This is a genomic window from Terriglobus albidus (assembly GCF_008000815.1).
Taxonomy (GTDB): Bacteria; Acidobacteriota; Terriglobia; order Terriglobales; family Acidobacteriaceae; genus Terriglobus; species Terriglobus albidus_A.
The window spans coordinates 4,317,102-4,341,299 of the sequence record NZ_CP042806.1 but is presented as its reverse complement, the minus strand read 5'-3'; the positions used below and the strand labels follow the sequence as shown (position 1 = coordinate 4,341,299).

Annotated in this window: 16 protein-coding genes; 10 read left to right on the top strand and 6 right to left on the bottom strand. The window is 56.8% G+C overall.

Annotated elements, in window-relative coordinates; translation table 11 throughout:
• Positions 1-132: 132 nt before the first annotated feature.
• From FTW19_RS17190 to FTW19_RS17175, 4 genes are read right to left on the bottom strand one after another with little or no spacing between them, the layout of a single operon-like run.
• Positions 133-627, bottom strand: coding sequence for a hypothetical protein (locus FTW19_RS17190; protein ID WP_147648766.1), 495 nt, complete (start codon positions 625-627; stop codon positions 133-135).
• Positions 627-1,490 carry a hypothetical protein gene (locus FTW19_RS17185; protein ID WP_246153363.1) on the bottom strand — a complete coding sequence of 288 codons (864 nt, stop codon included), beginning with the start codon at positions 1,488-1,490 and terminating at the stop codon, positions 627-629. The genes FTW19_RS17190 and FTW19_RS17185 overlap by 1 nt, the downstream gene beginning before the upstream one ends.
• Positions 1,490-2,620, bottom strand: a complete 1,131-nt coding sequence (locus FTW19_RS17180; protein WP_147648765.1) for an FxLYD domain-containing protein — start codon at positions 2,618-2,620, stop codon at positions 1,490-1,492. The genes FTW19_RS17185 and FTW19_RS17180 overlap by 1 nt, the downstream gene beginning before the upstream one ends.
• Positions 2,617-4,332 (bottom strand): hypothetical protein, encoded by a 1,716-nt coding sequence (locus tag FTW19_RS17175; RefSeq protein ID WP_246153362.1) that lies wholly within the window; start codon positions 4,330-4,332, stop codon positions 2,617-2,619. Before FTW19_RS17175 ends, FTW19_RS17180 begins: the two co-directional genes overlap by 4 nt.
• 256 nt (positions 4,333-4,588) lie before the next feature.
• Here FTW19_RS17175 and FTW19_RS17170 point away from each other — a divergent pair, with 256 nt between their 5' ends.
• The 3 genes from FTW19_RS17170 (at position 4,589) to FTW19_RS17160 (ending at position 13,042) form a co-directional block, all read left to right on the top strand.
• On the top strand, positions 4,589-8,839 hold the full coding sequence (locus tag FTW19_RS17170; protein ID WP_246153361.1) for a tetratricopeptide repeat protein: 4,251 nt from the start codon (positions 4,589-4,591) through the stop codon (positions 8,837-8,839).
• Between the two features lie 219 nt (positions 8,840-9,058).
• Positions 9,059-10,438, top strand: coding sequence for a glycosyltransferase (locus FTW19_RS17165; RefSeq protein ID WP_246153360.1), 1,380 nt, complete (start codon positions 9,059-9,061; stop codon positions 10,436-10,438).
• A gap of 252 nt (positions 10,439-10,690) precedes the next feature.
• Positions 10,691-13,042: an alkaline phosphatase family protein gene (locus tag FTW19_RS17160; protein ID WP_246153359.1), complete on the top strand. Its 2,352-nt coding sequence runs from the start codon at positions 10,691-10,693 to the stop codon at positions 13,040-13,042.
• A 119-nt stretch (positions 13,043-13,161) separates the two neighbouring features.
• Here FTW19_RS17160 and FTW19_RS17155 read toward each other — a convergent pair whose 3' ends face one another.
• The gene (locus FTW19_RS17155) at positions 13,162-14,013 is read right to left on the bottom strand and encodes a hypothetical protein (RefSeq protein ID WP_147648762.1); all 852 of its coding nucleotides are present in this window, start codon (positions 14,011-14,013) and stop codon (positions 13,162-13,164) included.
• A gap of 152 nt (positions 14,014-14,165) precedes the next feature.
• Here FTW19_RS17155 and FTW19_RS17150 point away from each other — a divergent pair, with 152 nt between their 5' ends.
• The 6 genes from FTW19_RS17150 (at position 14,166) to FTW19_RS17125 (ending at position 21,078) form a co-directional block, all read left to right on the top strand.
• Complete coding sequence (locus FTW19_RS17150) at positions 14,166-15,317, top strand: tetratricopeptide repeat protein (protein ID WP_246153358.1); 1,152 nt, start codon at positions 14,166-14,168, stop codon at positions 15,315-15,317.
• Between the two features lie 56 nt (positions 15,318-15,373).
• A complete protein-coding gene (locus FTW19_RS17145; protein ID WP_147648761.1) occupies positions 15,374-16,468 on the top strand; it encodes a nucleotidyltransferase family protein in 1,095 nt (364 codons plus the stop codon).
• Between the two features lie 159 nt (positions 16,469-16,627).
• Positions 16,628-17,446 (top strand): dolichyl-phosphate beta-glucosyltransferase, encoded by an 819-nt coding sequence (locus tag FTW19_RS17140; RefSeq protein ID WP_147648760.1) that lies wholly within the window; start codon positions 16,628-16,630, stop codon positions 17,444-17,446.
• 352 nt (positions 17,447-17,798) lie between these two features.
• Positions 17,799-18,692 (top strand): energy transducer TonB, encoded by an 894-nt coding sequence (locus FTW19_RS17135; RefSeq protein ID WP_147648759.1) that lies wholly within the window; start codon positions 17,799-17,801, stop codon positions 18,690-18,692.
• A gap of 145 nt (positions 18,693-18,837) precedes the next feature.
• A complete protein-coding gene (locus FTW19_RS17130) occupies positions 18,838-19,770 on the top strand; it encodes a hypothetical protein (RefSeq protein ID WP_246153357.1) in 933 nt (310 codons plus the stop codon).
• A gap of 15 nt (positions 19,771-19,785) precedes the next feature.
• Positions 19,786-21,078 carry a cation:proton antiporter gene (locus FTW19_RS17125; protein WP_147648758.1) on the top strand — a complete coding sequence of 431 codons (1,293 nt, stop codon included), beginning with the start codon at positions 19,786-19,788 and terminating at the stop codon, positions 21,076-21,078.
• A 27-nt stretch (positions 21,079-21,105) separates the two neighbouring features.
• On the opposite strand, the gene FTW19_RS17120 is transcribed toward FTW19_RS17125, so the two are convergent.
• Positions 21,106-22,791 carry a multicopper oxidase family protein gene (locus FTW19_RS17120; RefSeq protein ID WP_187143022.1) on the bottom strand — a complete coding sequence of 562 codons (1,686 nt, stop codon included), beginning with the start codon at positions 22,789-22,791 and terminating at the stop codon, positions 21,106-21,108.
• A 111-nt stretch (positions 22,792-22,902) separates the two neighbouring features.
• On the opposite strand from FTW19_RS17120, the gene ligD reads away from it, so the two are divergent.
• Positions 22,903-24,198, top strand: a complete 1,296-nt coding sequence (gene ligD / locus FTW19_RS17115; RefSeq protein ID WP_147648757.1) for a non-homologous end-joining DNA ligase — start codon at positions 22,903-22,905, stop codon at positions 24,196-24,198.

Sequence of the window (24,198 nt, the reverse complement as noted above, 5' to 3'; positions counted from 1 at the left end):
TTCCGCAATGAAAACGCCACTGCATGCTCCTCCCGGGATACCCAGCAACAGGAAAAATGCTCTAGAAGAGCGAAACGACAAAAGGCGGTCGCTTTTCACGATCGCCTTTGCTTTGTCGGGCAATAGGATCCGTCAGTCGAGCCCGGCCTGCAGGATCCGGACCTGCCAACGGACCTCAGAGGGAGTCAGGACAACAAGATAGCGCCGGTGGACGACTGTTGTGGCCAGAACCTTATCCTTCTCAAAGATCTGCTGCCGGTATTCAACGTTGTCAGTCATCTGGATCGACAAACCCTCCGGCGAATAGAAAACGATCTGTAGATCGTGGGAAAGGTCCTGGTAGCGTGTGTGTATTCCCATCCGGCTCTGCGCTTCGACGGTATCGCCCAGCTTATCTCTGGCTACACCAACAAAATCCCGGTCGAGCTTGCCGGCCTGGTTTTGATCAAGCGCCTCCTGCAGGCTCTTCCAGGACTCCAGATAGTTGCGGATAACCGAGGATTCGGTCTGCTTCTCCAGCGGTCGGGAGCCCTGGAGTTGGGGAGGAGCCACGCGCACCGCAGGTTCATCCGCGAGCATGGTCGCCGAGAGCAGGAGGGCAGAAGTCAGACACGCAATTGGCTTCATCAGCGGCCACCATCCCAATGGATTTCATTTCCTGCTACGGCGCCACTGGCGGCAGATATCTTCGATCCTTTGTTCGCCGGCATGACCACGCTTGCAATGCCTTTCTTCAGAGGTACATCAACTGTCGATTGAGCGTTCCCAAGGGTTTCGATAAAGGTAATGATGGTGCCGTCGGGGATCATATTTCCACTGCAATCACGCACGGGCGCTGTTTGTACTTCGAGTTTTGATCCGTTGGGTCTGGCGCTGATGGAGATTGAGCAAGGTTCTCCCGGAACCTGATTGATAATGCGCGTGCTTGAGATATCTCCGACGCGCGCTGTGAATCGTGCTGAACCCTCCTTGGTGGCCGAGTTCATCGTGGCCCACGCCAGTCCGTTGCGCGTTGTCACCGTACGAGTGAGCGTCGCCCCACCCGCAATCGAGAGCTCAAGTGTTGCAGGCATTGGGGTAGTGATGAGGTTATGGTACGAGTCGAAGACATACATGGAGCCGCTGATTCCATTAGCCACATTGACTGGCAAGCGAGAAGGCCTTGCCAGAAAACCCAGGGAACCGGGCTGCGCTGCGGGCAGCACATCGAATTCTGCGTTTTTCGACGAAGACTCGGTTGCCAGGACCGCCGTGTAGTGTCCGGCGCTATATAACTCCCCTGTGGCAAACGAGACACGCTCTCCAAGCTGAAGATCCCGGCGAAGCGCCTGTCCTGGCCCGACAATGTACAACACAGCCTTTCCACTACCGGTTGTGGTGACGGCAAAGGCGCTTCCGGCCGTTACGGTGCTCGGGACCTGTATCTCCTGAGCAGGCATCTTCGATACCGGCAGAGCAAGGGTCAGTAGAAGCAATGCTCGCGGTTTCACTAGGAATTCCCCTGAATATAGGTAGAGACCACGGTGCGCTCGCTCTTCACCTTTCCGGCGAGATCCTGAGGCACGGGGACGCGGAAATCCACAGGAGTCTGCGGCTGCAGGGCACGATCGATATATTGCCCGCCGACCCAGACCACCTGGCCGTTGGCGTCATAAAACGTCGACAGCACATGGGAGACATTGACCGTATGCCCGCTCTGGTTTGTAAGCTGACCCGTGACAGCGGCTCCGGAACCTTCCTGATACTGCTGGTTTTCAATCTCGATCACCGGGTCGGCCGATGCGGCCACCAGTACGGAAGTCGGTTCCATGCGGATGGTGGAGATCTTGGAGAGGTCGGTTCCCGGGAAATGGATGATGAATGGCGTGACCTGTTTCGGCAGCAAAGTATGCGAGATCATGTCGAAGGAGCCTTCGCTGTCCAGCGTTTCTCCTGCCTTGGTTACGAGTGTGGCTTTTACAGAGACGAAGGCGGGTACAACGTCCTCGTTCAGCAACTCACCCATGACCACCACACCCTCAGCGCGGCTTAGAGGGTGCATGTCGACGATGCGAACATGGGGTGCTTCCACGTCCTGGCTCCCCCAGTCGTCGCCCGCGCCGCGATAGATGACGTCCCAGCGCAAGTAGTTCACCGGAATAACTTGCGGCGGCACAGGTGACTCGTGCTTCAACGGCCAATTGAGGGCCCAGTGGTTACCCACTTTGACAGCGTGAACATCGCGCGTGTCATCAAAATTGCCGACGACAGAGGACCAATGCATCTTCATCGTCAGATCGGCGTCGGTATTGGACTGATGGAGGGGGCGCACATCGACACTGTCGAGCGTCGCATAGGTGCGGAGGCTTAGCCCGGAACCAAGCAGGTCGCGCTCGAAGTCAGCTTCGCTGAACTCGGCCTTATTGGCCAGGCTTGAGTAAGCCTTGGCCAGTGCGTGCAGCTTGAGCTGTGCGGTAAGGTCATTCACTGCCGCCTCCGGAGTTGAGGTGGAGCTGAGTATGCCCTCCGTCTTGCCTCCGCCATAGGAAGCAGCGATGGCGGAGGGCCACAAGGTGCCTGCGGTGACCAGCAGGCCGGTCGTGACGGCAATCGCGGTAGCGAGAAGTCTTCCTTGGCTCACGACACCATTCCTCCAGAGACGAGATGTTCCCGCGTATAGGCGGCATCTGTGACATGCTCCGGACGCAACCGCTTTTCCGGAAGTAGGACGACAAGCATGGCAAGAAGGCTGAAGCCGACTGGTAGCGTACCCCAGATAAGACCCTGGAAGTGGGTCGGCATCTCCGCGGCATTCATCGGAAGCGCCGGCGGCACGCCGTCCTTGCTCCAGATGGTGATTGTCTTGTCGTCAAGAGAATCTACCTGGCGCCAACCGGCGAAGTAGAGCAGGGGATCGTAATAGGGATCGCGGACAATGATGAACTTCAGCCCGTACCGGTCGGCATGGTTGAGCATGGCCCTCAGCGAATCCAGGCCAGGCTTGGCAAAGTACTTGGAACTGGTGAGGGCTGCACCGCCAAACTGAGTAAGCTCCGGCAACATACGGGCCGAATTGGATTCTCCATCGACGCTATTGGCGTTTGTCTGGATTGCCAGTCGTGACAACTTATTCCCAAACCCCAGCGTGATGTAGCGGTAGTGGTCATGCCCGTCTCGGTTGAGCCACAACGCGACAGAGTCAACGTTGAGATTGGATGCATCGGCCGGCTTGTATGTCGACCACGCCACTGCCAGCGCACATGTAGCTGCTGCAAGCGATGCAATCGGGATAAGCGCCTTCAGCCGGAACCGGTCAACAGCCTCCACGATCACCTGGCCAAGAATAGGCAGACAGAGCAAGGTCGCCCAGTAGCTGAACCGCTCGAAGGTCAAGACGTTGAAGGAGCGGCCAAGCAGGACCGGAGCTACGGGAGTGGTGCCACCGAGGCCAAGCAGGAACGTCGCCCAGAAACCGAGCAGCAGCGGCCGGAGCCGGCGGATGGAACTGCCGCGAATCACGATGAAAGGCAGGGCCAGAATTAGGGCGCCATAGGGAACGACGAAGTAGTTTATTCCCGCTTCTGGGCTCAGCAGAAAGTTGGCGCGGCTGGCGTGGGCAATGGGGGTCTGGGTTACGGGATAGCGGATCAATCCGATCCAGAAGGGAAGCAGTACGGCGGCAATCGCTGCTCCAGCGACAACAACGATCGAGACAATGCGGACCACCAGCGCCGGCGCGGAGACCTTATCCGAGTCTTCGCTGTCGCGGCCATCCATCCATGCAAGCGCGATGATCGGAAGCGCAAATAGCACCGAGCCGAAGATTAGCGTGACGTGATGGGCGGCCGCTGCGGTTACCAGCAGCACAAATGCTTTCAAAAAAGATCGCCAGCTTCCGTGGCGAAGCCATTGGAAGAGAAAGGGAAGTGCGTTCAGGTAAATGGGAGCGGCGACGGTAGTACTGAGCTGGCCGGCCGAATAGACAAGAAAGCCTTCAGCGGCAATGAAGACAGATGCAAGCGCTGCGTACGATGCAGCACGCGGTGACACCCAGAGCTCCGCGAAGCGGTATACCCCTACAACCAGCAGCAGGATTCCAACGAACTGCACGGTCATATACGCCAGGTTCAGTCCCAGGACCCACGAAAGGATCGCGGTCCATTGCTGTGGCAGAGGCGGGTACGTGGTCTGGGAGAAACCGGCAAACCACTTGGGGTTCCACGGATCGAACCAGTGTTGTGCGTAGTGCGAGGCAAAGAAGATGTGGAAGTTGGTGTCGTACGACTTCAGCGGTAGCTGCATCAGCAGCAACGGCAGATGAACGGCTACAGCGACCATGAGAATGAAGCTCATGGGAATGGGTCGTGCAGATGGATACGCGGAAGCAGGATTTTGCAAGGGACTTCCCTCTTGTATTTCCTTGAGATGCGCTCTCTTCTGCTCTTAGTTGCTCCCCTCAAAACTCGTTCAACTAAGTAAGTTCTTGGTCATGGGAGATAGAGCACCGGACAACTTTCAAAGCCTTCGCCAGCATCCGAAGGTGCAACTTCGCAAGCCTTGGGAGCTCACTCCTTGAATGCGTTCAAAAGATTTCTGCCGGTGACGTGCCTTGAAGATTCGTATTAAGTTTCGATCCGTTTGGTGTGTTGCTGCGCTTATTCTTGCCAGCAATGGCGTTGCTCAAACCTATCAGGTTGGACCAGATGCCACGGGGCAGCCTGCGCCGAAACAGTCTGAAGGGAAGCAGCAGGATCTCGGCTGGGGATCAAACATCCAGAATGCCCGTCTGGCCAGGACGGCCGAGTTGGCGTTGCAGCGTGGGGATCATGCCCAGGCATTCAGTTACGCGCAGCGTGCCGCGCAGGCGGCTCCCAACGACCCGCAGCTCTGGTTGCTGTTGGGATATGCGGCCAGGCTCGATGGCAAGCTGGGCGCTTCCCTGGATGCGTATCAACATAGTCTGCGTCTGAATCCGTCCTCCATTGACGGGATGTCCGGAATGGCGCAAACTTACCTCGCCTCCGGCCGTACCGGGGAGGCTGAGCGTCTGCTGAAGCAGGTCGTGACCGCGGCGCCTCAGCGCAAAAACGAGCTTCTAATTCTCGGTGATCTGTACATTCGGACAGTAAATTACCAGGAGGCAAAGGTCTGGCTTGAGAAGGCTGAGCATCTGGAGCCCGCGGCGCAGACAGAGCTGTTGCTCGCGATTGCGTCCCAGCATCTGAAGCAGATGGATCAGGCTGCCCATTATCTTGAGCTGGCAAAAGGCCGAGCGCCGAACAACCCTGACGTGCAGCGGGCGTTTGCTGCCTTCTATCGCGACACAGGCGACTACGACAAGGCTGTCTCGTCGCTGGCCGGAATCCGCAATCCTAAACCGGACGTCGTAGCCGAGCTCGCCTTCACCTATGGTCTCGCCGGACGCCCGGAAGAGTCGGCGCGGACTTACGTCCAGGCAGCGAACGCCATGCCGCATGACCTCACCCTGCAGCTATCCGCGGCACAGGCACAGGTGGGCATTGCATCTTTTGACCGCGCGGAAGAATTCCTGCAGCGTGCATCCAGGCTTGATGCAAACTACTATCGCCTGCACGCGATCCGCGGCCAGATCGCACAGATCCAGGATCGCGACGAAGAGGCGGCCCACGAGTTCAGCGCCGCGATCGCGGCCCTGCCACCTACCCCGATCGAAGGCCCGTTGTACGGAATCCAGCTCCACATGGATCTCATTCCGCTCTACAAGAACCTCAACCAGCCTGACCAGGCTCGCCAGGAACTGACAAGCGCTCAAAAGCTGATCGGCAGTCTGGATGAGCGGGGCGCAGATCGCGCCGCGTTTCTTCGCCTGAGAGCCGTGATTCACTCCGAGGCGGGAGAGTACGAGGCGGCTCTGAGTGACATGAAGGAGTCTCTCGCGCTCACGCCGAACGATCCCAATAGTCTTCAGCTCAATGGAGACGTGCTGATGAAGCTCGGCCGCACCTCAGAAGCGATCGCGGTATTCCAGCAGGTTCTCAAGCTCGATCCACGTAACCGTTTCGCCCTTACCTCCCTGGGGTACGCCTCGCGTGCTAAGGGGGACAGTGCTGAAGCGGAGAAGTACTTCAATCTCCTGGCCAAAGCGTATCCAGCGTCTTACGTTCCGTACCTCGCTCTCGGAGACATGTACACGGATAACCGCGAGTACAAGAAGGCTGAAGAGGCCTATTCCCACGGATACAAACTCGCTCCTCAGAATTCCATGATCGTCGCCGGGGGAATGAATGCGGCAATCGAGTCGCACAATCTTCCGCTGGCCGGGATCTGGCAGCAACGGGTGAGCGAGAAGATGGCGACGGTGCCCCAGGTGTTACGGGAAGAGGAGCGATACTTCAACTTCATGGGAGATTACCGGCGGTCTGCAGATCTCGGACGTCAGGCCCTCAAGCTGATTCCTCGTGACCGCGAGGTCATTGTCTACCTCGGATACGATCTGCTTCATCTGCAGCTCTTCGACGAACTGCAGACTCTTACGGCAAACAACCTCGATGTGCTTCCTAAGGATGCTGATGTCCCGCTTTTGGCCGGCTACGTCTATAAGCACAATGGTCAGCGCGAGGAGGCGGTGAAGAGCTTCACCGAATCGCTAAAGCGGGATCCGAAGGTGGCGACAGCCTATACAAACAGGGGATTTGTCTATAACGATCTACGTAAGCCTGCGCTGGCGGCTGCCGATTTTGAATCGGCACTCAAAATTAAGCCTGATGATGCAGAGACGCATATGGGCTTGGCATTTGCGGAGCTGAATCTCGGTCATCCGAAGGTTGCAATTGAGCAAACGCAACTCGCTGAGGCGATTGCAGGCGATTCAAAGTTGATCCACGTCGTGCGGGCAACGGCGTATGGCCGGCAGGGAGCGCTTACCAAATCCACACAGGAGTACCGGGCAGCTCTCCAGTTCGATCCGGACGATGGTTCGCTGAACCTTGGACTGGCCAATATCCTGATGGCGCAGCGGCGTTATCGCGAAGCTTTGGTCGAGCTGCAAAACGCACGGGAGCATCTGCCGAAAGACGCCTCTCTCTACGCCGTCATGGCGCGAGCCAACGCGGAACTGCACAATCACGACGAAGCCATGCGTGACGTCGATCTGGCCGAACAGTATGCTGCGTCCACCTCGGCGGACAAAACGAATGCAGACGACCCAGACGCACAGGACGCACTCACCGATATCTATGTCTCCACTGGAGAAGCTTTGGCCCTACTGGGAGAGCAGGATGCGGCGATGAATCGTTTCAGCAAGGCGCTCGAGCTGCATCCGAAAGACCGCGTTGGCGTACGTCTGGCCGTCGCCAAGAATATGGCGAAGCAGGGGAGGACCGAGGACGCGGAGCGCCAGATCGCTTTGGCGCAGATGGAAGTCGACGCGAAGGATGCCGAACCTCCCAGCGGCGAACAATATATCGCGATGGCGAGCGTGCTCCAGCAATTGCATGAGTACGAGCTGTCTCAGACCTATCTCGAACGCGCAAAAGCCGCAGGTGCGCCGGATCCATCCGTTCGCATTACGCTCGCCAATAGTTATCTGGCTCTGGGTGAGACACGCCGCGCCGCCGCTGAACTTGCTGCTGTCAAGCAGGTGGAAGACAGTGAAGTGGATTATCAATACCTGCTGGCGCAGGCGTCGCTGTACCAGCAGGAACACCGGAGCGCGGAGACACTCTCATCCTTCGCTGCCGCAGCCTCTGATGCCGGAGAGGACCCTACAGCGGAGCAACGTCTTCTCGAGGCCGGGGGGACGGAAGGCTACCGGGTGAATTCCAAGGTGAGCCTGCTCTCGAACCTTGTTGTGCAGCCCATCTTCGAAGATAGCACCGTGTATGTGCTCGATTCGAAGTTGAATAGCCCTGCAGGTCCGGTGAACCCTTCCGATGTCGCGAACCTGCCGCCTCCTCGATCCTCGGTAGAGACCAACCTGCTCAACTCCTTCAACCTGCACCTGGCGTCACTGCCAACGACGAGTGGATTCTTCCAGGTTCGAAACGCGCAGGGCACCATCTCTGTTCCGGCGACACGCTCCGTAGTGCAACGCAACACGACCGATTACGCTCTCAATTTCGGAATTGATCCCACACTGCATCTGGGTTCGAATGTCGTCTCGCTCAACAGCGGCATACAGGGGACGCTCCGTCGCGATACGCGCTCTCCCGTTCAGATGAACCAGAACCTGTTCCGCGTCTTTACGTATGCGAGCACGAGTTCGTTTTTCAATGTACTTTCCGCGGATGGCTTCTTCTCGGCTGAATTCGGCTCGTTTACCGAGAGTCCGATCACCGAGCGTCAGGTTTCGGGCGCGATCAATTTTCGGGTAGGTATGCCATGGGGTAAGACCGCATTGATCACAGGCTGGAAGACAACGGACCAGCGGTTCGACTCTTCCCAATTGGGGAACAGCCGAAACTTCTACACCTCTACCTACATCGGCTTGAGCAGACGCTTCTCGTCGCGTTTCAGTGCCGAAGCGATTGCCGAAGATCTTCGCGCATGGCGGAGCCAGCCTTACTCTCCTATCCACTCGGCCATCTCGCAGGCTCTTCGGCCCGCCGCCTCCATTCGTTACTCCCCAACCACGCGTTGGGAGATGCAGGCATCAGGCTCCTATGAACTGACGCGTGGGTTTCATGTTTACGACATGATCCAGAACTCGTTTACGGTTTCGTATGTTCGCCCGCTCGAACGCAATTTCAATGAGAGCACAGGGGCAGTACGCCTGAAGTATCCCATTCGTTTGGCGGCAGGCGTTCGCACGCAGAACTTCCCCAACTTTACCCAGGGTTCGAGCCAGAAGCTGGTTCCGTTTTTCAGCCTGACCATCTTCTAAGGAGATCGGTTCTTATAAGTAGAAGCTGTTTTCATCCTGCAAAAGCTTTGATCGAAGGAGGCCGCGGTTACTTAAGTTTGCAGGATTGGCGCGCACATTCTGGCGTTCACCTCTCAAAAAAATGACCTTAACCAATACATCCAATTAGTCATTAAGCCTCTTCTAAGTACCATGATTCGAATCTGCCTAGTCGCGGCGTTTCCTCCAAGTAAGGGGCCGTTGAACGAATATTCCTACCACATCGCGAGAGAGATTCAGCGTCATGAAGGTGTAGAGCTGATTGTTCTCGCGGATGAAATTGAAGAGTACAAGTTCGTCACAGATGCTCATGGAAAGACCCTCTCTTCGGAAGAGGTGCCAGGTCTCCCAGGGATAAAGATCGTACGCTGCTGGAAGGTCGACAGCCTGGCGAACCCCGCAAGGCTTCTTAAAGCAATTCACGAATGGAAGCCCGATGTGGTCTGGTTCAACCTGGTGTTCTCGAGCTTCGGAACGCCGAAGAATCCAGTCGCTGCGTTTCTAGGGCTGTTCGCTCCGGCTCTTACCCGGGCAGCCGGGTTCTACACCCACATTACGCTCCATCACATCATCGAGCATGTTGACTTCAAGAGTGCTTCTACTGCAAGCCTGCAACGGGAAAAGCTGCTGCGCACGGGAACCTATGTAGCAACGCGTGTTCTGTTGAAGGCGAACTGGGTCACGGTTTTGCTATCGGATTACCGAAGGACACTCGAGAGGAAGTACGCCGCCCGAAACATCATGATCGGTACACATGGCACCTTCACGACCATCTCAGAGGGGCCCGATCTAAGCCGGCGCGGAAACCCGGAACACCGCATTCTTGCCTTCGGGAACTGGGGAACCTACAAGAGGCTCGAGAAGCTGATGGAAGCGTTCCCCGCGGTACTTGAGAAGATCCCAAATGCGCGCCTGATCGTGGCTGGTGGAAATCATCCGGCCGCCGCCGGTTATTGGGAGTCTGTGCGCGCTTCGCTGCCGCCTCAGCTTCCGGTTGATTTCCTCGGCTATATCCCTCAAAAGGATGTTTCGGAGCTGTTTCGTACCAGCTCTCTTCTGGTGATGCCCTATGACTCATCGACGGGGTCCAGCGGTCCGGCACATCAGGCTTGTGAGTACGGCCTCCCGATTGTGTGTTCGGATATCCCAGACTTTCGTTGCATGGGGACGGACGATGATATGGCCATCCTCTTTTACAAAACCGGTGATGCCGCGGATTTCGCCGAGAAAATTGTCAACGTCCTTGAATCTCCCCAGGTCCAGTTGGAGATGTCAGAGCACAACTACCAGGCTGGCGTCCAGATGGCGATGGCGAATGTCGCCCGGACCTATCTTCGCTGGTTTGAGCTGCATAAGCTCAAGAAGATTGTGGATGCCAGAGGATTGGCGAGGCGGTTTCGTCCATGGAGCGTGTGGACTCGACACGTTGGTGGAATGCCTGTGCAGCACATTTTCAGCGGTGGCTATGCTGCCCGGGAGGAGCCGGCCGCGCCGCGCCGCGATGTGCCGGAGCAAAACGCTGTACCGCTTGAGGCCGCACCTCCGGCAGCGATGAATGGCTATCCAGAACAGGTTCTTTAGTGTATGCATCACGAGTTCTTTAGTGTATGCATCACGATATGCAAGCGAAGTATGACGTTGCAGGACTTTCAGGTTCCTTTTGGGTTCTTGGTTGTATCTCTGATCTCTGCGGCACATTCCACTCCCGAGTGGGATAGGAGAAATGCAGTGCTCGAGTCATGTGGTGCTGTCCTCAATTGGCGTGCCTTAGTAAGGGTGAAGTGGATTGTTTTCCCGTTCCTACTATTGATATTGAGCGGATGCGGTTCTGGCATGCCAGGTAACCCGATTGTCCTGGTCACCTTGAACGCCAATCCAACTACGATCTCTTCCGAGGGGTCGGCCGTCCTGACCGTGACGGCAACGAACGCTACGCATATCTCCGTTACGGGAAGTGACGGCAGTAGCTATACGCTGTCGCCGCCGGGCGGGACCCAGAGCGTATCTCCATCTGCGACAACGACATATACCGCTACTGCTACGGGGCTTGGAGGGGCAAGCGCCAGTGCTACCGCGACCGTAACAATAGGTGGAGCGGTCAACCCGCCCACAGTCACCCTGGGCGCGAATCCTACCTCGGTCTCGTCCGGCGGGTCTTCGACCCTCACCGCGACCGCGACGAATGCGACGAAGGTTGTCATTGCCGGGACAGACGGCAGCAGCTATACGCTTTCGGCGACGGGCGGAACTCAGACTGTGACACCGTCAGCAACCACCACCTATACGGCGACCGCCACAGGTGCTGCCGGCGGCACAGCAACTGCCACCGCGACGGTGACAGTGACGGGCAACCCGGCGACGGTCACCCTGAGCGCCAGTCCGACTTCCATCTCACCGGGCGGATCTTCGACCCTCACCGCAACTGCGACGAATGCAACGAAGGTTGTGATTACGGGGACAGACGGCAGCAGCTATACGCTATCGGCGACCGGTGGAACGCAGAATGTGACACCATCTGCAACCACGACCTACACCGCGACAGCCACTGGTTCAAGCGGAGGCAATGCAACTGCTACAACGAAGGTGACGGTGACAGCGGATCTGCAATCCATTCGCCATGTCATCTTCATGTTGCAGGAGAACCACAGCTTCGACCAGTACTTCGGCATGTTGAATCCATATCGTCTGACGAACAACTGGAATGTCGGTAACGATGGAAAGACCTACGACGTCGACGGCATCGAGGACAAGTTAGCCAAGATAAGCAATAAGAGCGATGAGGGAACAGCCTACTCATTATTCAAACTGACCAGTAGTTGTGTCGAAGATGAGACGTCCTCATGGCTCGAAAGTTACGGCGACGCCAGCCGTTATGACTTCACGACTGGCAGGTCAATCCTGATGGATGGTTTCGTGCATACCAACGAAAACTATGCGAAGAATTGCCAGGCCGCAGGAGGCAAAGGATGTGCGGGAACCTTCAGCGACTTCACGGGCCGTCGTGCCATGGGGTATTACGATCAGGGTTTCCTGAACTACTACTACTACATGGCGTCTCAGTTTGCTCTTTCCGATCGCTGGTTCTCGCCGGTATCCAGCAAGAGCATCCCGAATCGCATCGCCACCTTGACCGGAGGCACGACCCAGGGGCTGGCTCTGGATCCTGGCAACGATGACGGCCTGCCACAATTGCAGATTCCCACCATCTTCGCCAAACTGACTGCTGCGAATGTCTCCTGGAAGCTCTACTACACGGTGACCCAGGGGGGATGTCTCGATCCTGACGACTGCCAGAGCGCTGGAGCATCCGCTGTATATCCGGCAACAAACTTCTCGCAGCTTGCGGACTCCTATACCTACCTCCACTCGAATCCGGGTACCTGCGCTGCTCCGACCCAGCCATCGAGCGTCGTGGGTGACTCGTCGAACTCGTTCTGCATCGATCCGACACACATCGCCCCTCTGTCCTCCTACTACACGGACCTGGCAAACGGAACATTGCCAAGTTTCGCGTTCATCGAAGCCGGGTACGGGGTAAACGACGAGCATCCTGGTTCAGGGCAGTCAATTCTCGCCGGACAGCAGCAGGTGGCGAAGGTCGTAAATTCGCTCATGACGAGCTCTTCCTGGATGAACTCCGTCTTCTTCCTGGCCTACGATGAAGGCGGCGGCCCATATGATCATGTGCCTCCGGTTCCGGCACATTCGAACGACAATACAGATTCAATGGTAGGCAGCCTTTCGGTCGCAGACATTCCGGACATCCGCTCCATATCTGTAAACCCAGACACATATAACCCCTGCGTGCCACCGGGGGGAACTCCCACCACGCATTGCGACCTGAGGCCATCACAGCCTGGCGCCAACATCAACGATGCGGCGGCCCAACAGGGCTTTGCAGCGCAACTGGGCTTCCGGGTACCTAATATGGTCATCTCTCCATACGTCCGGAAACACTATGTCTCTCATATTCCAATGGATCACACGGCCATCCTGAAGTTCGTGCAGAACCGTTTCCTCGGCGCCTCAGAGCACCTCACGGAACGCGATAAAGCTCAGCCGGATTTGACCGATTTCTTCGACTTTACCGGCGCTCCCTGGACAGCACCCCCGACACCGCCAACTCCTGTGTCGCCCGCTTCACTCGGATACGATCCGTGCACACCGACGAACTTTGGACCGTAGTTCCCACTAAGCGCAAAATCAGAGGGAGCCGGTCCGGCTCCCTCTGATTTTTGGAATAAGGATTTCAATAGAAAGGAAAGATCGCGATCCCAAATAGGAATGCGTTAAGGCCTATTTTTTTACTGAGTCAGGATGTCTGTCGCGTTGTAACGGGTTCCATCAAAGCGTGTCGTGACTTTTACTAATCCCCCTTGATGCAGCTGCCGGGTTATTTCGAAGCGGGAGGGGTCGAACGCGATATCCATGGGCGGATGATCGGAGGTTGTCGCGATAGACATTCTTCCGGCCCGAAGGTCTACCGATAGAAGTTCACCGCGGAAGACGAACTCCGCACCCGGAACCGCAAGCACATCAATCCGGTTAGCTTGCCCAATACCGTTGTTCCCGGGTCGAAAGGCGACATCAACGATTGCGTCGGGGACCAGATCGGCCAGGCCTGGGCTCGTTCTGGAAAACGCTGCCTGACCGGTTCGGGCGACCGGCGTCCCAGCGGGTACGGTGATTGTCACGGTGCTATCGATATTCGTCCCGCGTATCTTCAGTTCACCCTTGCCGGCGTCAAAGCCGACGACCTGACCACGTAGCTGCCCGTCGGGCGTATTGGAAAGGATATGAATGCGGACGGCAAAGATGGAGGTTCCATCCAACCTGGTCTCGATCGATGCATGGTCCGCAGGATGAAGACGTAATACCGAAATCTTCTGCCCGTTTTGATAGACCTGCGTCCGTTCGTCGAAGAGGATCTTGATCGTGTGGCTGCCCCCGCTGCCGGGCACCTTAAGGGAAAATTGGTCGCGAATAAGGTCGACATCTCCGATTTGCCCGCCCATGACGGTGCTGCGCCCTGGCGGGACCGATGGCAAGGTTGTCCTCGCCACCGTCTCAGACGGGGGGAGTAACCCTTCCGGAAGAGCCTGACCGGAAGCGGCAGTGGCACAGAGAGCCAGCAGACCAAGACACGAGACGCGCATGACGGTGGGATGCTTTGGCGGGCCGCCAGGTGGTCTGGACGAAAAAGCCTGAGTTACACGCGTACTTAGCAGGAAACCCAAATGCCCCGTACCTGAATCTAACTCCCCAAGTTGCGGAAGTGTGTCAATTATCCGAAGCAACGGGTCATCCTATGAATCGTAAATATCTTTGGGTTGCGTTTGCTGGTGTTCTAACCGCGCCGCTTCTTTCTGCGCAGCAGTACATCCGCATCACGATTCCGCGACGGGCCGAATCGACTCCGGTGCAACGGCTCAACCGCGAGGGCGTCGACCAGGTCGTGAAGCATAAGTACGAGAGGGCAGAGGCTCTGTTTTACAAAGCCTATCTCTACGATCCTTCCGATCCGTTCACCCTGAACAACCTCGGTTATGTGTCCGAGCTTCAGGGTCAGGTCGAACGCGCCGCCGAGTATTACCGGCTTGCGGTGCAGCAGGGATGCGAAGCCGTGATCGACCGCAGCAGCGATAAGGAACTTAAGGGCAAACCCATGATGGATGCCCTCGGTACGATCAAGAACATGCCGATGAGGATCAACCGCATCAATATCTATGCGATGCAGTTGTTGCAGCAGAATCGCAGTTTTGATGCGGAGGCTGTGCTGAAACAGACACTTTCTCTGGATCCGAACAATCCGTTCACGCTGAATAATCTTGGTATTGCCGAACAGGCGACGGGGAATCTCGAAGATGCCCTCAAGTACTATGACGCAGCAGCGAGAACCCGCTCGACGCAGAAGGTAGTGGTAGCTCTCGATAAGTCGTCACGAGGTAAGCCCATCAGTGTGCTCGCTGCAGAATCCGCCGATAAGCTTCGCGCACGTATGGCGGAGATGGACATTCATCAGATTCGTGCTCACATGTTCACGGTAAGAGGTGTCTCGGCGCTTAATAAGGAAGATTGGGCTGCCGCCCGCAGCAATTTTGAACAGGCCTACGCCGCGGATCCCTCGAGCGCATTCTCTCTCAACAACATTGGCTATCTGGCAGAGCGAGATGGCGATCTGGAGACGGCGGTTGCTTATTACACACGAGCCAGAGCTGCGAGGGATGCGGGAGAAGCAGTTGGTATGGCGAGCCGTTCAGATGCCGAGGGGCGTCGCCTCGCCGAAGTCGCGCTTCAGAGCCGGCAGGATGTCTATCAGGCATTGAAGTCCCGAAATCCCGCCCCTGCTAACCCCAATGAACCCGTCGAACTCATACGGCGTGATGGTAGTCCGGAACCGCCGCCATCTGAACCCGAAAATCCAACGCCGGCGCCTTCCAGTGCGCCGTTACCTCGCTGAGCCCGCGCCCTTGCCCGCGAAGCACAGCCACGATCAATCAAAGGATGCTCCCAGGAATGCCGAACTCCCGTCTGCCCGATACCATAAGTGACACCATGGACATACTCTCTCGACTGGTCCTATCGCCAGTGGCGGGTCTGTCTTCGCTCATCACCCGTTTGCAGCAGATGAGCACGGCTCAGCTCGATGAGCTCGTGTCGCTGGCGCATGCCAACCACGTGGTCGTTCGAGGAATGGAGGCATACCGGAGTTTGATGCTCCAGGCGAACGATCTTGAGCAGGTTCGGCGTGCCGATGAGGTCATCGCTGCGGAGCGTGCCCGTATCGCGCATGCTACGGCTTATCTACAGGCGATCTGTGCCGCGTTTTCTGAAGCCGGTCTTGACGTAACCGTCATTAAGACCCTGGATCACTGGCCCGACTTCGGAAGCGATATGGACCTGTATACGAACGCTGCTCCAGATGTCGTGCTGGCTTTGATGCAGCGACAGTTCGAGGCCACAATCGTGTCGCGCAGTTGGGGAGATCGCCTGGCAGGGAAGTGGAACTTCGAGATTCCCGGTCTGCCTGAATCCGTCGAGATCCACATGTGCCGCCTGGGACAGACGGGGGAACATCTGACACTCGCAGAGAATATCCCAGCGCGGTCACGAGCGGTGGAGTTTGATAGGAAAAGGTTTCGCGTACCGTCGCCTTCCGACCGGATCATGATTTCAACCTTGCAGCGCATGTATCGCCACTTCTACTTCCGCCTGTGCGACATCGTGGACTCTGCAGGGCTGGTAGCCTCCGGCGTTCTGGACTATGAGGACCTGAGACGTTCCGCGCAACAAAGCGGAATCTGGGAGGGGGTTGCAACCTACCTCGTACTGGTCTCGGACTACGTCTGGAAGTACACCGGCTCCCATCTTGTACTCCCCGCGTTTGTACGAGATGCCGCCCGCTTCGATGGAAAGGTTATGTACTGCGGGAAGAGCTTTTTGCGCGTACCCATCGTGCCTCAGTCAGCGGAACTCTACAGACTGCAGTTGCTGGACACGTTCAGGAAGGGCGAAATCAGCAGCGGCGCCCGCCTGGGGCTTTTGCCGTGGCTTGCAACGGCTGCGGCAATCGGACACAAGATCACCGGTAGTGACAAGGGAATCTGGTGAGCTCTTCCGGTTCAGCCTGCACAACCTTGTGCGGGTTTGCAGCAACAAATATTGCACATGTATTTGTGACATGTGTGGTCCAGGGTAAACAGGAAAGTTATATGGGCCGCACAGGTCATCTTTATGGAACGCTAATTTTCCTGTCTGGAGTTGGGCTCTATGTCCCATCCGCACCTCAGCATCGTAATTCCCGCCTACAACGAAGCTAACCGGATCGGCAATACGCTGAGCCTCATCTTGAAATGCATTGAGGCGCGTCGCTGGGACGCGGAGTTGCTGGTGGTGGACGATGGTTCCACGGATCGTACGGCTTCGATTGTTGAAGCGTGGATGGATCGCTATCCGCGTTTGCATCTGATCAAAAATCTCAGCAACCGTGGCAAAGGATACTCCGTCCGCAATGGCGTTCTACAAGCGGCGGGCGACGTCGTCATGTTTACCGATGCGGATCTCTCTGCACCAATGATCGAGGCGGAGAGGTTGATTGCTGCACTGGATGCAGGCGTCGATGTAGCCATTGGATCGCGCTGGCTCGAGCGGTCTCGACAGACAGTACAGCAGCCGCTGTATCGCCAGATATTCGGCCGTTGCTTCAATTACGTTACGAGAGTTGTGACTGGTCTCTCTTTCAAGGACACGCAGTGCGGGTTCAAGGCATTCAAGCGTGATGCGGCACAGGTGATCTTCCGCCTGCAGACGATCGAGCGCTGGGGATTCGATCCGGAGCTACTGTTTATCGCCAGTAAGCTTGGCTACCGCATTACGGAGGTTCCAGTTACATGGGGACATGATGATCGTAGCCGTATCAGCTATCTCAGGGATGGTGCCAAGATGCTGGAAGAGATGGCGATCATACGATTCAATGCGGCTGCCGGCCGTTACAGCCGTGCGATCGCGGCGATGAGGGATACCAGCAACCTGGTGACTGCTCCTTCGCGTCCCATCGAGAGATCGAAACGGCCTGCAATTGCTCAATGACGAATATGAGTTACTATCCATCGCCTCTCACGTATAGCTACTCGGCTTGCGCGAGGGGCCTTCTTCTTTATCCGGTAACACGTCAGCTCGGTGACTGTATCTATGGCTGTAAGGATCTGGAGCACTCATGAGAAATGCAAGTGCAGTACTCGAGCCCAACAGGAAACATTCCTACTCTTCATTGCATCCAAATACTCGAACGACATCCTGCGATAGCAGAAGAACTGAGGATGTAACTATCATGGGAATCTCGCAAACGTTACCTGCCTTTGATCGAACGCAACCCCAAGCGAAAAATTCTCAAGACTACAAAATCTTGAGTGGCGATCTGTCCCAGGTTACCGAGAAGAGTGTGCTTGCTTCTCTCATGGAGAGCCTGCACGATGTTATAGCTCCACCGAAGGCTCCTCCTCTGCATACAACATCGCGGCCCATTGTTCTGCCCGACCGCATGGCAGTGAAACGAGACCCTCGGGCGACTGGCCTTGCCATTGCGATCAACTGTTTTGCACTTGTGGCTCTCATCTGGTTCGGCAGCCGGAAGATCGTTGCTGTTGTGACTCCAAGGCCAGTGACGACTCATGTCACCTTGGTCGACCCTCTACCGCCTCCTCCGGTACTACCTATCGCACCCCCGAAAGCGGTAGCGATGAGTGGTGGTGGAGGGCAACACACTCCGATTCCCGTCTCGCGTGGCAATCCGCCGAAGTTTGAGCCGAAGCCGACCATCATGCCGGCGGTACAACCGACGGCGGCTCCAAAAATTACGATGGCAGTCCAGCCAACGATTAATGTTCAGGCGGATCTGAAGATGGCTAAGGCCGATGTGCCCAACCTGGGAATATCGAGTGCCCCATCAGTCGTAGTATCGGCAGGGAACGGGGCAGGTGCTGGACTGGGTGCGGGCTTCGGAAATGGCCTGGGATCGGGTTCAGGCGGTAATTTTGGCGGCGGTGTCTTCAAAGTTGGTGGCGGTGTCTCAGAGCCGCAGGTAATCTCTGCACCGGCGCCAGGATTCACGGAAGAGGCCAGGCAGGCGAAAGTCTCCGGAAAGGTCATTGTCTATCTGCAGGTAAGCCCCGATGGGCGCCCCATGCATGTACGCCTTGTCCGCGGCCTGGGAATGGGGCTTGATGAAAAGGCACTGGAAGCTGTTCGTCAGTACAAATTCAAGCCGGCGATGAAGGATGGACACCCTGTCACCGTTGAGATGAACGTAGAAGTGAACTTCCAGATCTTGAGCTAGGGCCCACGTATTTGGAACTGTTTAGTAAGAAGGACGCATTATGAAGTGTTCGAATAAGCGAAGCTTTTGGTTAACGTTCTGCACGGGAATGTTGCTGACTCTTCCTTATCAGGTTCCCGCTGAAACGTGCACGACACAATCAAAGATGCAGCCGGCCGAAAGGAACGTTCTGGCGGATGCCTCGTTAGCCCTGGCCCGGAAGGTCCAGGCAAACGACCAGCCTGGCGTGCAAGCTGCGACTATCCCGGAGTTCGCGGCAAACTTCAGCGGCATTGCCAGTGCAATCACTACCGTGTCTCCGAAGCTTGCAGGGAAGAACGCTGAAGTGGAGCAGGTGTATCTGCTCGATGCGAGCGGCAACGCGCGCAATGCGGATGGAACTTTTTCGAACGCCGAATTCTTCTGCACACTCAACGGTCGTAATGCTGAGGCCGATTTCAGTATTCCAGGATTGCCGCCGGGGCGTTACGCGTTTGCGATGGTGGATTTTGCAGGCTCTTCTCCTTGGACTCTCTCCATGCTGTTGCGTCAAGATGGCGCAGGTAGTCCCTGGAAGCTCGCAGGTTTATTCCCGAAGGAGAACTCCGCCGCCGGCCATGATGGCCTGTGGTACTGGCGCCAGGGGCGAACCATGGCGGCCAGTAAAGCGCTCTGGGTGGCCTATATCTATTATCAGCAGGCCAGGCTGCTACTTCAGCCGACCGTCTTTGTATCAAGCACGCATTTGGAAAGCCTTCGCTCTGAGTCAACAAGCGCTCTCCCGCCGGAGATTGCCAACGGCATCGGTCCGGATACGCCACTGCTTGTCAACGGTGCCGATGGTACAGCGTACCGTTTCTTCTCCATCGCCCCGGACAATGGTCTCCACGCAGATAAGTTGGATATTGCCATTCACATGCAAATGGACCCCTCCATTACCGATCCGGCCGTAGCGCAGAAGCGTAACCGTGACGCCATGAGTGCATTCGTGAAGCAACACCCTGAGGTTCGCGAGAACTTTCGAGGGGTGTGGGTCTTTGCGGAGGCCCCCAATCGGCCGGCGGTCACGACGGTTGCAGCCATGAACGAGATTCACTGATGAGACTTTGCAGCGATGAACAATTCTGAGCTGACTCAGGTTCTCTTTCTTCTTTTGCTATTAGCCGGTCTGGCCCAGCTGCTGGGGTGGGTCTTTGTCAAACTGCGACAGCCTAAAGCAGTTGGTGAAATTCTCGCCGGTGTCATCCTGGGAAATGCGGTGGCCGGTCGCATTCCTGCTGTCGCGCATTTCATCGACAGCGCGAAACATCAAGGCAATATTCTTGATTTCGTTTACTGGCTTGGTCTTCTCTTGCTTATGTTTCTTGCCGGTGCGGAGACACAGCAGCTCTTTACGCGCGAAGAGCGGCGCGAGGTCGGTTGGCTGACGATTGTCGGTACGGGCCTCCCATTCCTGTTGGGGCTATTCTTTGCTCCCTGGCTCATTAAGCCGTCGTTGCTGGGCCCAAATGGAAATCGAATCTCGATCACCATCATCCTGGCTGTAGGCGTCGCCGTCACTTCGGTGCCGGTTGTCTCGAAAATCTTTGCCGACCTGCAGATCCTGCACACGCGTTTCGCGCGTCTGGTGCTGGGCGTGGCAGTCCTCGAAGACATCGTTTTGTGGCTGGCGCTGGCGATTGCTACTGCCGCGGCAGGGAAGGCTACTTTGGACGTCCGAGGGCTGTCTTACCACCTTATCGTGACGGTAGCCTTCTTTATCCTTGGACTCACCCTGGCGCCGCGGCTGGTTAAGCGGTTTAACAAAGCCCGCTTCAACGTGATGGCAAAGGCCTCGCCGACCGGCTATGCCGTTGCCGTGTTGCTGGCATACTGCGTAATCGCAGGAGTCCTGCATATCAGCATGGTCTTCGCTGCGTTTCTTGCCGGTTTTGCCGTCGTCCACAAAAAGCGCCGGCTCTTCGCCGATGCACTGGAAGCCATCGGCAAGGTCTCCTTTGCCTTCTTCATTCCGGTTTACTTCGCGATCGTCGGCTTACGGCTCGATCTGATTCGAGGATTATCCTTCTGGATGTTGGCAGCCTTCATCGTGGGAACGTCGGCGGTGAAGGTGTTGTCTGTTTCATTGGCCGGGCGCTTCGCCGGGTTCCGCGGACTGGACCTCATCAACCTCGCCATTACTACGAATGCGCGCGGAGGTCCGGGAATTGTTCTCGCCAGCGTTGCCCTCGATGCCGGCATCATCAGCGCACAGTTCTACACGACGTTAGTTGTGGCCGCTGTCGTTACATCCCAGATTGCGGGTGCGTGGCTGGATATCGTTGTTCATAAAGGCTGGCCGCTACTGGCGCCGAAGCCGGCGGCCGGTCCCGCGGAAGGGCCCCTTGTATCTACTTCGGAGACCTGAGAATGCGAGCCGCTTGATAACGCTTTCTCACCCCTGGCCGGGTGCGACAACGACGAATGGCCTCATCATGTCGTTGTCCTCATGCTCCAGCATGTGGCAGTGAAAGACGTATTTCCCGGTATAGCCTTCAAAGCGTGCAAGGATGGTCAGGATATCGCCGGGATTTACGGTGGCGGTGTCTTTCCATCCCTGTTCGTTCGCGCGTGGCTGCCTCGTCAGGCCGACCGGTTCGATCTTTCCGTTCATGCGGTAGGTGCCTAGATTGAAGCCTTGCCGATGCAGAATCTGAAATTGCACAAGGTGCAGATGCATGGGATGGGCATCATCGCTGGTATTGATGAACCGCCACTTTTCCAGCGTACCCAGCGTCACCGTTTCGGTAACAGGATCGTGATATCCCTTCCCATTAATATGGAGACCGACCGATCGGCCTTGTGCGTCCATCTCCTCCGTGAGGATGAAGTCACGCGTGCGTATGGCTTCCCCTTCGTCCAGCTTCGCAAACGTTACGTTCTGCGGAAGGCTGAATGATCGTGACGGCTCGGCAGGAAGGGTGACCCGGAACTGCATGAATTCCAACAGAATCGGCCAGGTGGCGTTCATCACGTTCCAACCCGGATAGGGGGCAGGTGCATCGTTGCTGAGAGTGACTGTCTTTCCAGCGAGCGACGAGAAATCGACGATGAGATCTGCCCGCTCCCCAGGCGCCAGTTCCAGCTTTTCGAGAGCAACAGGCCGTGGCATAAGTCCACCGTCTGAACCAATCTGATGAAATTTGATCAGTTGAGGAATATCCGTCGGGCTCTTCGCCAGATTCAGGTACAGGTTCAGAACACGGGAGTTGGAAGAGTTCAGCAGGCGAATCCTGTAAAGCTGGGGCCGGACTTCCACATATGGATAGATTGCCCCGTTGACCACCGGAAGCTCTCCGAAAAACATCGGCCCCCAGACTCCCTTTGGCAGCGGAACAGCGTCGTCCAGCGTGGGGGCATAGAGAAGCTGGCCGTGTTCATCCAGTGTGCGGTCCTGCAGCACGAGAGGAATCTCGTATTCACCGGAAGGCAAGTGCATGCCTAGCTCTTCGTCATCCCGCAACAGGTAGAAGCTCGACAGGCCGGCATAAACATTCAGTCGCGTGATACCGATGGCATGATCGTGATACCACAACGTCGCAGCGCGCTGTCGATTGGGGTACTCGTACCGTGCGGAGTGCCCCGGCGTGAACCATTTTTCCGGAAGGCCGTCGCTGGGCGAAGGGACGTTTGCTCCATGAAGGTGAGGCACCGTTCTGACCTCAGGGGTTGGGGGCATGGCTCCATGGATGTGGGGATCGATCGGCAGAATATGCCGGGTTGGAAGCCTGTTCTCCCATTGCACTGCAATTGGCTTGTTGCGGCGCGTATCGATAATCGGTCCGGGATACTGTCCCTCGTAGCCCCACAGGCGTGCCGGAGGAAGCTGTGAATGCAACGGACGGGTAAACTCCGTCATCCGGATGCGATACAGGTCCTTACCCCTCGTGTTTCTGTAGGGCGACAGTTGTGACAGTCTCGGCAAAGGGTCGATGTAGCGTTCAACGGTCGCGGGTGTCCGGTAGCCGGTCTTCGGAGGGCTCGGTTCTTTTTTCTGGGCGTGCGCCTCGTGTTCAAGAAAAAGCGCAGGCATGGACGCCGCCCATAGTTTCAGGAACTCACGTCTGTGTCTCTTCCCCATGTCTCCTCAAGCCCGTTAGATGCTGCCAAAAGACGACTATATCGTGTAGGGTGAATTTTCTGCCCACGCCGGCGGCGCATCTCACTGTGGTGGAAGAGGGAGCACGACCCGATGGCAAAAACAGAAGCGGTGGAGATCCTCTCGATCGACGGGCTGGAGGTGCGTGTTACGCATCCTGAAAAGCTTTATTTCTCGAAGGAGACTCGTCTTACCAAGCTTGATCTTGTTCACTACTACCTTTCAGTAGCGCCTGGCGCTCTCGCCGGAATCCGAGATCGTCCACTGGTATTGAAGCGCTTTGTGAATGGGGCCGAAGCGCCGGCTTTTTACCAGAAACGTGCTCCAGCCGATCATCCCTCGTGGTTGCAGACGGTCACGCTTTCGTTCCCATCCGGAAGAACCGCTGAAGAGCTTGTCGTCAATCAGGCAGCCGGACTGATCTGGGTGGTGAACCTTGGCTGTATCGAACTGCATCCTCACGCGATACGGGCGACCGATCTGGATCATCCCGATGAGCTGCGAATCGATCTGGATCCCGGTCCAGGTGTGGAATGGGAAGACGTCCGTAACGTCGCTCTTGAAGTCCATGCGTTCCTTGAAGAACTCGGACTTCGTGGATGGCCGAAGACAAGTGGTTCCAGAGGCATGCACGTCAACGTTCGGATTGAGCCGAGATGGACATTCGAGGAAGTGCGGCGCGCCGCCCTGGCATTGTCTCGCGAGATCGAACGCCGTGCACCATCCCTGGCCACATCGAAATGGTGGAAAGAGGAACGCCACGGAGTTTTTCTCGACTACAACCAGAACGCAAAGGACCGTACGACGGCGTCGGCCTATTCTGTCCGTCCACTTCCGGATGCCCGCGTATCCATGCCTCTCTCATGGAATGAAGTACGGGAGTGTAATCCCGCCGACTTCACCGTGTTGACCGTGCCCGGGCTGTTTGCCGCGCGAGGAGATGCGCATGCCGATATGGATGTCCATCCCGGATCGCTGGAGAAGCTTTTAGAGATGGCTGCGCGAGACGATGCCGCAGGTCTGGGTGATGCGCCCTGGCCACCTCATTTCCGCAAGACCGAAGGTGAGGGAACTCGTGTGGCGCCCTCCCGCGCCAAGAAGCCACGGGTGAAGATGCCGCTTGTAACAGTTGCTAATTCACCCGACAAAGATGCTGCCCTGGCTGGGCTCGACCGATGGAAGACCAGGCATGCAGAAGCAGCCAGCCACCTGGAGCCGGATGACATACTGGTTGATTCCATGCGTGGCCGATCGTCGACTTGGACAAGAATTCGGGTGAATCTCCGTCATGTGCCTGAAGCGATGCGACCGGTTGAGGAGACTCCAGATCCGGATGACGACCCGACTCGCAAGGCCGGCAGATCGCGGCGGCAGCCGGCAAAGAACTGA